This is a genomic window from Paenibacillus sp. 32352, from assembly GCF_002042965.1.
In the GTDB taxonomy this organism is placed as follows: Bacteria; Bacillota; Bacilli; order Paenibacillales; family NBRC-103111; genus Paenibacillus_S; species Paenibacillus_S vulneris.
Genome location: NZ_MZNT01000020.1, coordinates 1 through 11,909 on the forward strand (window position 1 = coordinate 1; position 11,909 = coordinate 11,909).

Here is an 11,909-nt window from a genome sequence, read left to right on the forward strand (position 1 = left end):
CCGTGGTGTAGAGGCCTAACATGCCTGCCTGTCACGCAGGAGACCGCGGGTTCGAATCCCGTCGGCTCCGCCATTTTTCAAAATAGAAATGCGTAAGATTGGACAAGATATTCTTATAAGGCTCGGTAGCTCAGTCGGTAGAGCAGAGGACTGAAAATCCTCGTGTCGGCGGTTCGATTCCGTCCCGAGCCACCATAGGCGTACTGCAAAAGCAGGAAGCCGCATCATATGGAGGCTTAGCGAAGTGGCCAAACGCAGCAGACTGTAAATCTGTTCTCATTGAGTTCGGTGGTTCGAATCCATCAGCCTCCACCATTTCATGTGAGTCATTAGCTCAGTTGGTAGAGCACCTGACTTTTAATCAGGGTGTCGAAGGTTCGAGTCCTTCATGACTCATCTGAAGAGAGACCGTAAGGTCTCTTTTTTGTTTTATGAGCAAGTTTTATGAGCAACTAACAGCATACAACGACATGGAAAAAAGCGGAGCCGCTGGGCCCCGCTTTTTTTAGTTTTATAGACTTCTATGCGGTGGGAAACATCCTTGATAAAGGAACATTTTTGTTCATACTGCTACTATGGCCTTCTGTCGTTCTAAATTTCTGGGATCCTTGCAAAGAACCTGAACAGAGCCCAAGGTTCTGGTGTTAACTCATTTCATCTTCTCTGCGACCGATTTTAGTTTTTGCTCCATAGATGCCTTTTTATCCCGCCGGTCATCGATTTTGATGGACGTAGATACGCGTTCAGCACCGTGGCTGAAAGGAACCTCATGAAGACGGCGGATAACGGTCATCAAATCGTCGAGCTCCCCTTCAATAATGGTGCTCATCGAGGTCATTTCGTAATGAATAGGCTCGTTGGCCTGCTCCAGAACCTTTTGAATATCCGCAACATATTGACTTAAGCTGGTCGTTGCAGTGCCTATGGGGATAATGGTTAATTCAACAATAGCCATGAAAGCTTCCTCCATTGATTGAAAATTAGGTTTGTCTCTCATTGTATCGCTTATGTCAGGAAGCATCAAATAAAAACCTCTTTCCCCCGGATGGAGGCAAGAGGCTTCTTACAGCTCCAAGCGGGCAGCTTGGTTGCGGATGTAATCTGCGGTTCGCGCCGCTAGAGCCATTACGGTATTCGTCGGGTTCCCCGCCCCGGAGGTAACGAATATGCTGGCGTCGCAGACAAACAGATTGGAAATATCATGGGTTTGGCCAAACGAATTCACAACCGATTCCTTCGGGTCGTTGCCCATCCGGCAGCCTCCCATCAAATGAGCGGTATCGGAAACGGTCATTTCAGGCTGACCTCCAGCCGCTTCTAAAATATCCTTCATCTTCTGAACCGCGTGTTGGATGAGCCGTTGATCATTTTCGCCATAGCTGAAGGTGACCTTGGCTCTTGGGAGCCCGTATGAGTCCAGCTCATCGCTTAAGGTTACACGGTTGTCCGGATGGGGAAGCACTTCGCCGACCATGGTGGCTCGGCCGTAAAAATTATAATCAAGCATGATTTGGCGCAGCCGTGATCCCCAAACCGGAGTGCTGGATGATTGAGTGACGCCTTGAGCGAAGCTGACCGGTCTCGCCCCGTGAGAGTGAAGCGTGTAGCCTCTGACGAAGTCATGATCAGGCGATGTTTCATAAAAGTCCTGCGTACTGGCCAAGACCGGGGTTCCTTTGTACAGCCGGATATCCTCTTTGAACTTTGCATACACGTCATGGCTGCTATGGGTCATAATAGCTTTGCCCACCCAACCGCTGCTATTGGCCAGGCCATCGGGAAACCGGCTGTTTGCAGAATTCAGAAGAAGCCGCGGCGTCTCCACTACATAGGCCGAGAGGATGACCAGTTTCGCCTTTTGCTCATACGTTACCCCGTTATGGATGAACGTAACGCCTGTCGCTTTTCCGTCGGGCTTCATCAGGACTTGGGTCACCATACAATCGGCGAGCACCTCGGCGCCGGCACGGATCGCTTTGGGAATATGTACGATGAGAGTGCTGAATTTGGCGTTCGGCATACATCCTTGGTTGCAAAAGCCCCGATTGATGCAAGGCGGTCTGTCTTCAAACGGCGCTGAAAGAATAGCCAGAGGGGTAACCGTAGAACGGATGCCCAGCTTTTCGCACCCTTTTTGGAACATGAAAGCGTTGGGGCTTAATCTATCCCGTTCGGGATAAGGGTAAGGTCCGTGAAAATTCCCCCATGGAAAATGTCTGGGACCGGCCACTGCAATTTCCTTTTCGATCTTGTCGTAGTAGGGCGCCAGATCTTCATAACGGATGGGCCAATCTTCCGCTACGCCGTCTCGCGTTCGGGCCAGAAAGTCTGTATCGTGGAACCTTAGGAACACTCCTGTAAAATGGACGGTCCCCCCTCCGACCCCTCTGCCCGAGTTATTATGTCCCATCTGCAGTGGGTTATCGCCTGCGACGATTCGGGTATCCTGCCAGCCAAGCCGCTGCATGGACAGCTCGTCACTGGCAAAGTCATGCTGCGGATCAAGGAAAGGCCCGGCATCCAGCACGACTACACTCATTCCGGCTTCGCTGAGCTCCTTGGCCAGCACGCCTCCGGCAGCTCCGGCACCGACGATGACAACATCGACTTCTTGTCCTTCATATTTACGCTTCATTTTTGGGCTTCGCCTCCCATGGGTCCAGCTGCCCGGGATGCATACGTACGTATCCCCGAGGATAAGCGGGTCCTCCATACCCAATATCCGACCAAACACGGGGGTGGGAATAATAGGCTTCCGTAGTCAAGCGCAGCAGCTTCTGAAAAAAAACGCTTTGAGGAATAGTCTTCCATGTATCGTGCGGCAAGGCGTCATTTTCACTGATGGAGGTCATGATCTGAAGCTGCCGTTCGGTATCCAGATGAAAGAATCGTTCCGTATAAAGAACCTGGCAAGAGTCATCAAGCGCCTCCAGTCCCGCTCTAATGAGCGCCGCAGCGTGGGGAACGTCAGATTTACGTTCGCTTTCTATGCCAGCTGATAAGGTATGGTCGATATGCTCAATGACATACTGTATGATTTCTCCTCTTGCGTCGTCCATAAGAAGGGAGCACCAGCTTCGGAGTATTTCCGCTTCGGTTACGGACAAAAACAGATAATCCCCGCCGGTATGAAGCCTTTCATTGACAATGGTGCGGGTATGCTGATCCCATTCGTGCTGTGCGGACATGACGTCGTACGTAGGGTAACGGCTTAGGTTCGGGTTCATACAAGCTACCTCCAATACATGACTAGTAGACCAAGAGCACACATAGCGATAAACAAAACGGGCAGAATGACGGGAGGACCGGCCAGGAAGTTGCGCATTTTATACCCTCCGACTCTGACACCGACACCGTGAAAATGAAAATAGAAGCCTACGGTACCGATGACAACACCCACCCACATCAGAAGGGTAAACAGGTAGAAAAGCCACTCCAGCCGGACAAGGGCAAGAACAATACCGGCGAGACTGAATATAGGGGCGGAGATAACAGGCAGCCACATGGATTTGTGATGGAAATTTTGCCGGTAATGGGACAGGGTTACTTGAGCGCCGATCGCTATAAAGGCAATCCCGACAAATAAAATGACCATGCGGTCCAATGTCCAGTAGGTCCAATGCTGCAATGGGGCTTCCTCCATTCGTCATACGGTTAGTTTTTTAGGGCAGTTGAGGGTAGGTTAGAGAGCCGTAAGGCATAAGAGCAATGGATTTGCCTTGTCCGGAAATCGATTCGGTAAAAGCGGCTTGTACATCGTCCACAGGCAAGAGGCCCAGCAGCTCTACAATAGGACGGGGCAGCGCCGAATAAAGGTAAACGCGCTGTTTGGTCAAAACCTCGTCCAAATGAAGGATTTTATGAGCGCCCAGCTGAAACTCCCGCTTCAGTTGATCTACCATGGTTTGGCGGTCCTTCATCGTCTCTACCCAGAATTGAAAGATGCCGTTCCCGAGCATTTCCGGGCATTCCGCCGCCATAATAATCGTTCCGCCCGTTCTTGTTAGAGCCGATGCATTACGAAGCGCCTTGATGGCTTGATACAGCTGGAGATCTTTGGGACGCCCGCCTGGAGAGACCACCGTAAGGTCGTAGGTTTGCTTAACAGGGACCACGAAACGGGATGCAGCTTGGCTGATTAACGCTTTATGTGCTGCCGTAATATGGCCTGCTGCGGCCTCCAGCACGTGCTTCTCATGGTCGACAACGACATTAAGCATAAAATCGACCGTAATAAAGCGGAGTGCTTCCTCCATATCTTGATGAATCGGATTGTCAGGATGACCTGGAACTGCCTTGAATTGCTGCGATAAGCTATGGTTATGCTCAATGCATCTTCTGGAGGCGATTCCCGGTACGACGGCTTTGATTCCGCCCGATATTCCCGCCAAAGCGTGGGGCTCCATATTGCCGGTTGCGATTCGAAGATCGGCCTTGACGGCCAGCCGGTTGATTTCAATCGGCGTCCCGAAGGAGGTGGTTCCAAGCCGAATACAGTCCTCGGCTGCGGCCGAGTGGTTGTGAACCCGGATCCGCTTGTAGACGGCCGGCCCTACGAGCTGCTCCATTTCTTCCCGCGTATGCTTCCGATGCATGCCCAGGGCAATGATAATATCAATCGATGGGTCCGGGATGCCCGCTTGGTTCAACTCCTCCAATAGCGGAGGAAGAAGCAGATGACTCGGACTAAGCCTGGTTCCGTCACTAATGATAATAACGGCGCTATGACGCCCTGCCGCAAGCTCGGAGAGCCTCGGTGACCCGATGGGCTGGGACAGTGCTTGAAGAATCCGGTTCCGGGACGAAAGTTGCTTCTCCTCGGTTTGGTCTGCCCGGTACGTGATGATATCCGCCGGCAGGCCCTCGGGTACTGAAAGAGGTATGGTCGTCTTGCCATAAGGTAAATGGAAAATTGCGGCGGCCCCCTAGTCGAGATTCGAACAGTTCAATTATTACCAAACCGATCGAAAATATCCTGCGAAGCCGATACTATTTTCAGTCAACAGATCGGCTTGTGACTTGCTTTGGGAGGGGGATAATTAAGCTTCGCGGATGCAAGGGGTCGGCGAAGCATTTTTGGTTTTATGCTGTGCTTTTTTTTGCTATGATGAAGGTATATAGATAAATACACTTACGTTGGGAGTTCGGGTATGGACTGGGAACCGTTAAGGCAGCAGCTTGAACAAATATTTGATGCACCCGTAAGGTTGACAAGATGGACATGGGAGCAATGGCTCCGTGAGGCGGATACAGAGGCTCTCGGCAAAGGAGCGCCGCCCAAAAGCTTGCAGAAGGAGCAGCAGCTCATCTTTTTGCTGAATAAGGATCATGCGGATGCCATCGTGCTAAGCATTGAAGCGAACCGGCTGAATCAGGCGGAGCGCCAGCTGATCGAGCTGATGCTGGAATCCAACCGGATGCAGGAGAAGAAGCCGATCCTTTCTATCAGCGAAGAAGAGCGAAGGGTTGGCATGGTCCGCGACTGGTTCAAGCAGCAGCAGGATTTGGGCTTAACCAATGCAGAGATGCCGGACACGCTGGTATCGCAATTATCTTTATACTCTACTAAAATTCCACTTCTGCTGTATGGAGACTATTCACAGTCCAGGAGAGTCAGCTACCAGGAGCTCAAGAAGCTGCTGGAGTCGTTCTTTGATTCGGAGATCGTGCTTATTCCGTTAATGGACAAGGAATGGCTTATTCTCGGTTCGGAAAAAATGCTGACGATGGATACCAGCGACGAACGGGATTATGGCGAGGAGGATAGTCTGGAGGATACGCTCGCCGCTATTGGTTACGGCCTCCATGAAATGCTCGAAAACGAATGGGTCGGCGACAGCCACCTGGCCATTCACTATCCGATTATGCCGTCCAAATCTCTCTACGCTACGGTGCTGCAGCTAAGAGAAACGATGATGCTCGGCCGTACTTACCACATGGGCAGTAATATGCATCTTCCATGGATGCTGCAGCTGGAGAAGCTGATTAACCTGATTCCCGAAGGGGAGAAGGCGAGCTTCCTCGAACGCGTGCTGAAGCGGCTGGATGCGGTTCTCGATGCGGAGACGATGACGACGCTGGAGCAGTTTTTTCAATTGGACTGCAATGTCAGCGAAACGGCCAAGAAGCTCTATATTCACCGGAATACGTTATTATATCGATTGGACAAGTTCAAGCAGGAGACTGGACTGGATGTCCGGACCTTTAACGACGCGGTTTTGGTCAAGATCGCATTGCTATTGTACAAAGTAACGAAAAGAAAGTGATTTTTTTGTGAAGATTGTGCATAGTCACAAAACCATTCCTACGGTAAGATAGCAATATAACTTGATACTAAAATTCGTAGGGGGAATAAACCATGGCAGGTGTACGTTTAAACCACATCGTTAAAAGATACGCAGGTGCTGAAGAAGCGACAGTGAAAGATTTCCATCTTGAAATCAAAGATAAAGAGTTCTTGGTTCTTGTAGGCGCATCCGGTTGCGGTAAGTCCACAACTCTTCGTATGATTGCAGGTTTGGAAGAGATCACTGAAGGCGAACTTTACATTGGCGACCGTTTGGTAAACGATGTTGCACCTAAAGACCGCGACATCGCGATGGTATTCCAATCTTACGCTTTGTATCCACATATGAACGTGTATCAAAACATGGCTTTTGGTTTGAAGCTTCGTAAGTTCAAAAAAGCCGACATCGAAGCTCGCGTACGCGAAGCTGCAAAAATTCTTGACATCGAGCATTTGCTGGATCGTAAGCCAAAAGCTCTTTCCGGTGGTCAACGTCAGCGGGTTGCCTTGGGCCGTGCGATCGTTCGTGAACCGCAAGTGTTCTTGATGGATGAGCCGTTGTCCAACCTGGATGCTAAATTGCGCGTACAGATGCGTGCTGAAATCGGCAAATTGCACAAACGTCTTGAAACAACTATTATCTACGTAACGCATGACCAAACAGAAGCTATGACCATGGGCGATCGTATCGTCGTTATGGATAAAGGGATCATTCAACAAGCGGCTACTCCGGAAGAAATTTACAACTTCCCGTTGAACATGTTCGTTGCAGGCTTCATCGGATCTCCATCCATGAACTTTGTTCCTGGTTCTTTGGCGGAGCAAGGCGGCAGCGTCTACTTCAAAGCTAACGGCGTTAGCGTCGAAATTCCAGAAGGCAAAGCAAAATTGCTTCGCGAAAAAGGCTACATCGGTAAAGAAGTGGTTATGGGTGTTCGTCCAGAGGATTTCCATGAAGAGCCGGTATTCCTGGAAGCTTCCCCTAACACTATCGTGAACGCTCACATCGAGGTTTCCGAGAATTTGGGTCACGAAATGCTATTGCACTTGAACGGCATTGGCAAAAACAGCGTCGTAGCTCGTGTTGACGGCCGTGCAAGCGTCAAAGAAGGCACAAACGTGAAGTTGGCGATCGATATGAACAAAGTTCACTTCTTCGATCCACAAACTACTTTGTCTATCCTTGTAAACAACTAATTGATATAAACTGAGGACCAGTCGTAATGGCTGGTCCTTTTTTGGTATTGCTTGTCGTTTGCCAGGACCCCCGCAAAGGATCGGCCGAAGGATGCAAAGGGCACTCAAAAAAAAAGCCCTCTTACATAGCAAGAGGAGCTAGTTAGGGACCTTAAAGCGAAGGCTCATTCTCTAGGCTAGGTGGAGCAGATGCACCATCGCAAAGCCTAATCCGGATAGCAATACGGAGCCGATAAGCCCTGCGGCGAAGGACTTCATGCCCAGTCGGCGGAATGCGGCAAGATCGACACCGAGACCGAGTCCGGCCATGGCCATTGCGATAAGCATATAAGCAGCCGTAACCATAGCGCTTGCTGCAGCTTCCGGAACGATATTAAGCGAATGGATCCCGCTCACGACGAGGAACCCGAGAATGAACCAGGGAATCGGAATGGATTTCCACGAGGCTGCGGCTGAACCCGTCCCTTCCTTGCGCTGGGAACGATTGGCCCAAATGCCGATGACAATGGCTACAGGAACAAGAAGCGCGACACGGGTGAGCTTAACGATAACCGCCATATCTACCGCATCGTTCCCCCCCGGCGCAGCGGCGGCAATAACGTGGGCAATTTCGTGAAGGGTAGCTCCTGAGAACACTCCGTAACCCAGAGGGGAAAGACCCAGCACAGGGAACAGGAACGTATAGAGCAGAGTAAATATCGTACCCAGAATAGCTACGATGGCAGCGCCTATGGCCGTTTCTTCATCTCTGGCTTTAATTTGAGGCGCTATGGCGACGACGGCGGCAGCCCCGCAAATTGCGGTTCCGCAGGCCGTCAAAATGCCCAGCCCTTTTTCTACCTTAAACAGACGGGTCAGTCCATAGACGACACTCAGCGTAAACACGATGACGATAACGGCCAGTACAAATACTTTCGGTCCGGCGTGAACAATATCCACCAGGTTGAGACGCATCCCCAGGAGGATTATGCCTAGCCTGAGCAGCTTTTTGCTGGAAAACTGGGTTCCTGCTGCAGCCCTGGCCGGCATGCCAATGGATGCCCTCCAAATGATGCCTAGTAATATGGCAATGACCAGCTGACCCATAATGCTCAGGAACGGAAAGCCGGACAAATATTTCGCAGCCAATGCAATCAGCAAGGTTAAAGCGATGCCTATGAGGAAACCGACCCACGGTTTGCTTTGTTTTTGCGAGGAAAGCGCCTGTGCTTGACTCATGGTACTATCGACTCCTTTTTCTTTAACTTGCCTCTAACTATAAGATGAGCAGAATGAAAAGTGAAATACCGATATGCTATGCGTAGGATTAGTTATTGTTATGCTTCAAGCGCGGATTATACGGGATTGTTCCGTTGGAATGAAAAGGATACAATGGGGATTACAGCAGGATGAGCTTTGCAGGCAGGGCAGACAGCGAAGGAGCAGGTTATGATTGTAGATACATTAAGAGTGTTCGTCATGGTAGTTGAACAGAGCCATTTCTCACGGGCCGCTGAAATGCTGAATCTTTCTCAGCCAGGGGTCAGTTTGCATATACGCAATTTGGAAAATGAATTCGGCGCCAAGCTTGTTCACCGCTCCTCCAAACAGGTAAAGGTTACGGAAGCGGGGGAGATATTGTATCAACAGGCCAAGCAAATGCTCGCCCTCTATGATTCGGCGAAGGAAGCCATACGTCAATTGCGCGATGAGGTGGCCGGAACGTTGAAGATAGGAGCGAGCTTGACGATCGGGGAATATGTGCTGCCCCGGTTTTTGGCGGAATTCACAGCTCAGTACCCGCAAATCGATATTAGCGTGACGATCGGGAATACGGAGGAAATTGCCCAAGCGGTTCGTTCCCATGAACTGGATATTGGTCTGGTTGAAGGGAATGTGGAGCATGCCGAAATTGAACTGCAGCCCCCTTTTATGGAAGATGAGTTGGTTCTTGTCGCTCCGGCGGACCACCCGTTATGTGTCGTGAAAAAAGCCGTCGATATCGAGATGCTCCAGGATCATGTATGGGTCTTGAGGGAACCCGGATCGGGAACAAGAGCGTTCAGCGATCAGTTCATGGAGAAATCGGGCATCAGAATGAGGCGTTCCTACGTATTCAGCAGCAGTCAAGGGGTAAAGGAAGCCGTTGTCGCAGGTCTCGGGGTTGCCATGCTGTCCAGGCTTGTCGTACGCAAGGAGCTGGAGACAGGGGAATTATGCAGCATTCCGGTGAAACAGACCCGGCTGCTCCGGGATTTCAGGCTTCTGCGGGACAAAAGGTCGGCCGTAGAAACAATGGCAGCCAAAATGTTTATTCAAAAGCTTAGGCAATTTCAAGGATAGCAGCGTTAAATCTTCCATAGATGAAATCCCAAAGCTTGTTGATTTATGCTTGTATTTTTTATACGATGGGATTATTGGGAAAACGAAGGAGACGGAACAAAGATGCCTAGAAAAGTAAAAGTATCTGACTTGGTTGAAGAGTTTCACCTCGAAGTGATTTGCGGTGAGGGCGGTCTTAAACGTCCCATTACTGTCGCTGACTTATATCGCCCCGGGCTGGTTATGGCGGGCTTTTACGAATTCCATCCGACAGAACGGGTGCAGATTCTCGGGAAAACCGAGCTGACCTTCTTTGACGGTTTAACTTCGGATGACCGAATGACCCGGATGAGAAAGCTGTGCGAGCCGGAGGATACACCTTGTATTTTGATCAGCCGCGGGCTGGATGTACCGATCGAGCTATTGGCTGCCGCCAATGATTGCAATATTCCGGTGCTTCGAACCAAAGTGTCGACTACCATCCTTGCGAGCCGCATTACGGGGTTTCTGGAAAATAAATTGGCCCCTTCTACAACGATTCACGGCGTTCTTGTAGACGTTTACGGTATCGGGATGCTGATTTCCGGCAGCAGCGGTATCGGTAAGAGCGAAACGGCTCTGGAGCTTGTTAAGCGGGGACATCGTTTGATTGCGGACGATGCGGTAGAAATTCGCCAGACGGCGGACCATGTACTTAACGGAAATGCGCCTGAGCTGATCCGCCATCTGCTTGAAATCCGCGGTGTCGGTATTATTAACGTTATGACCCTGTTCGGCGCAGGGGCGGTTCGTAACGTGAAGAAGATCTCCGTTGTTGTCAAGCTGGAGACTTGGCAGCAGGAGAAGCAATACGACCGTCTTGGTCTGGATGAGGAAACGACCCGCATTATTGACACCGACGTTCCTCTGGTTACCATTCCGGTTCGTCCGGGACGTAACCTGGCGGTCATTATTGAAGTGGCGGCGATGAACTTCCGTCTGAAACGGATGGGCTATAACGCGGCGCTTCAGTTCACGAACAAGCTGACCGAATCGTTGTCGGAAGATATCGACGATATGGAATAATTAGAATGCTGAGTCATTCTTATGAAGGAGGAGCAACATGCTGCTGGCAATTAATCCTATCGCGTTCGGCATAGGATCTCTGCAGGTACATTGGTACGGGATTATTCTGGGAACGGCGGCTCTCGTCGGACTTCTGTTGGCTATTCAGGAAGGCAAACGGTTCGGAATGAATCCGGATTTTTTCATGGATTTGGTGCTGATAGGTGTTCCTTCAGCCATTATCGGGGCCCGGATTTATTATGTAGCGTTCAAATGGGAAGATTACAGAGATAATTTATCGGAAATTATTAAAGTATGGCATGGCGGGATCGCCATATATGGTGCTCTGATAGGAGCGATCATAGCAGCTCTTATTTATGTCCGGAGAAAAGGATACTCGTTCTGGCGCATTGCCGATATTTGCGCTCCCGGGTTAATCGTCGGACAAGCGATCGGACGCTGGGGCAACTTTATGAACCAGGAAGCTCACGGCGGGCCTGTCAGCGAGACCTTCTTGAGGAACTCGCTTCATCTGCCGGATTTTATTGTGAATCAAATGTTCATTGACGGACAGTTCTACCATCCTACCTTCTTGTATGAGTCGCTGTGGAATATTGTAGGGCTGGTACTGCTCCTTATCCTGCGCAGAAGGCCTTTCCTGCGTGCGGGGGAGCTGTTTATGAGCTATTTCATCTGGTATTCCATCGGACGTTTCTTCGTGGAAGGTCTGAGAACGGATAGTCTGGACTTCACGGGTCCGGAATGGCTGGCTTCCTTAATGAACGGTTTGTGGGCGCCGATGACATGGATGGGCTTCGAGCCCGGATACATGACGTACGGCGGCAATGTTAGAATTTCGCAGCTATTGGCCGTGCTGATTGTTATTGCAGCCTTCATTCTGATGTTCGTTCGCAGAAAGACCGGGGCGGCATCGGCTCGCTATTCCGATCCGATCGAGCGAGTGAAGGGAAAGGATACACAAGAGCATCCGTCTGGCGGCCCTAAGGATACTGTGGAATCATCCGCTTCCGCCAAGCCGTCGGACCCTACCACGGATCATTAAGAGAGCCGTAAGGCTCTC

Annotated in this window: 11 protein-coding genes and 3 tRNA genes; 8 read left to right on the top strand and 6 right to left on the bottom strand. The window is 50.5% G+C overall.

The genetic code is table 11. The features are described 5' to 3' along the window. Positions 1-119 precede the first annotated feature (119 nt). The 3 genes from B1728_RS32665 (at position 120) to B1728_RS32675 (ending at position 396) form a co-directional block, all read left to right on the top strand. Positions 120-195, top strand: a tRNA-Phe gene (locus tag B1728_RS32665). Positions 196-230: 35 nt separating this feature from the next. Continuing rightward, positions 231-315, top strand: a tRNA-Tyr gene (locus tag B1728_RS32670). 8 nt (positions 316-323) lie between these two features. Continuing rightward, a tRNA-Lys gene (locus tag B1728_RS32675) sits at positions 324-396 on the top strand. 253 nt (positions 397-649) lie between these two features. On the opposite strand, the gene B1728_RS32680 is transcribed toward B1728_RS32675, so the two are convergent. The 5 genes from B1728_RS32680 to B1728_RS32700 all read right to left on the bottom strand — a co-directional run bounded on the left by B1728_RS32680 (position 650) and on the right by B1728_RS32700 (position 4,913). Next, on the bottom strand, positions 650-955 hold the full coding sequence (locus B1728_RS32680) for an MTH1187 family thiamine-binding protein (protein ID WP_079914744.1): 306 nt from the start codon (positions 953-955) through the stop codon (positions 650-652). 108 nt (positions 956-1,063) lie between these two features. Beyond that, the gene (locus B1728_RS32685; RefSeq protein ID WP_079914620.1) at positions 1,064-2,635 is read right to left on the bottom strand and encodes a GMC family oxidoreductase; all 1,572 of its coding nucleotides are present in this window, start codon (positions 2,633-2,635) and stop codon (positions 1,064-1,066) included. Further along, the gene (locus tag B1728_RS32690) at positions 2,625-3,227 is read right to left on the bottom strand and encodes a gluconate 2-dehydrogenase subunit 3 family protein (protein ID WP_079914621.1); all 603 of its coding nucleotides are present in this window, start codon (positions 3,225-3,227) and stop codon (positions 2,625-2,627) included. The genes B1728_RS32685 and B1728_RS32690 overlap by 11 nt, the downstream gene beginning before the upstream one ends. A 5-nt stretch (positions 3,228-3,232) precedes the next feature. Further along, on the bottom strand, positions 3,233-3,628 hold the full coding sequence (locus B1728_RS32695; protein ID WP_377739706.1) for a hypothetical protein: 396 nt from the start codon (positions 3,626-3,628) through the stop codon (positions 3,233-3,235). Positions 3,629-3,662: 34 nt separating this feature from the next. Continuing rightward, positions 3,663-4,913 (bottom strand): nickel-dependent lactate racemase family protein, encoded by a 1,251-nt coding sequence (locus B1728_RS32700; RefSeq protein ID WP_079914623.1) that lies wholly within the window; start codon positions 4,911-4,913, stop codon positions 3,663-3,665. A gap of 237 nt (positions 4,914-5,150) precedes the next feature. Here B1728_RS32700 and B1728_RS32705 point away from each other — a divergent pair, with 237 nt between their 5' ends. Then, positions 5,151-6,266 (top strand): PucR family transcriptional regulator, encoded by a 1,116-nt coding sequence (locus B1728_RS32705; protein ID WP_079914624.1) that lies wholly within the window; start codon positions 5,151-5,153, stop codon positions 6,264-6,266. A gap of 92 nt (positions 6,267-6,358) precedes the next feature. Then, on the top strand, positions 6,359-7,483 hold the full coding sequence (locus tag B1728_RS32710) for an ABC transporter ATP-binding protein (RefSeq protein WP_079914625.1): 1,125 nt from the start codon (positions 6,359-6,361) through the stop codon (positions 7,481-7,483). 171 nt (positions 7,484-7,654) lie between these two features. Here B1728_RS32710 and B1728_RS32715 read toward each other — a convergent pair whose 3' ends face one another. Then, positions 7,655-8,701, bottom strand: a complete 1,047-nt coding sequence (locus B1728_RS32715) for a YeiH family protein (RefSeq protein ID WP_079914626.1) — start codon at positions 8,699-8,701, stop codon at positions 7,655-7,657. 177 nt (positions 8,702-8,878) lie between these two features. On the opposite strand from B1728_RS32715, the gene B1728_RS32720 reads away from it, so the two are divergent. The 3 genes from B1728_RS32720 to lgt all read left to right on the top strand — a co-directional run bounded on the left by B1728_RS32720 (position 8,879) and on the right by lgt (position 11,891). Further along, positions 8,879-9,805: a LysR family transcriptional regulator gene (locus B1728_RS32720; RefSeq protein WP_306293563.1), complete on the top strand. Its 927-nt coding sequence runs from the start codon at positions 8,879-8,881 to the stop codon at positions 9,803-9,805. 102 nt (positions 9,806-9,907) lie between these two features. Continuing rightward, positions 9,908-10,849, top strand: coding sequence for an HPr(Ser) kinase/phosphatase (hprK, locus tag B1728_RS32725; protein ID WP_079914627.1), 942 nt, complete (start codon positions 9,908-9,910; stop codon positions 10,847-10,849). A 37-nt stretch (positions 10,850-10,886) separates the two neighbouring features. After that, positions 10,887-11,891 (top strand): prolipoprotein diacylglyceryl transferase, encoded by a 1,005-nt coding sequence (gene lgt, locus B1728_RS32730; RefSeq protein WP_079914628.1) that lies wholly within the window; start codon positions 10,887-10,889, stop codon positions 11,889-11,891. The last annotated feature ends 18 nt before the right edge of the window (positions 11,892-11,909 follow it).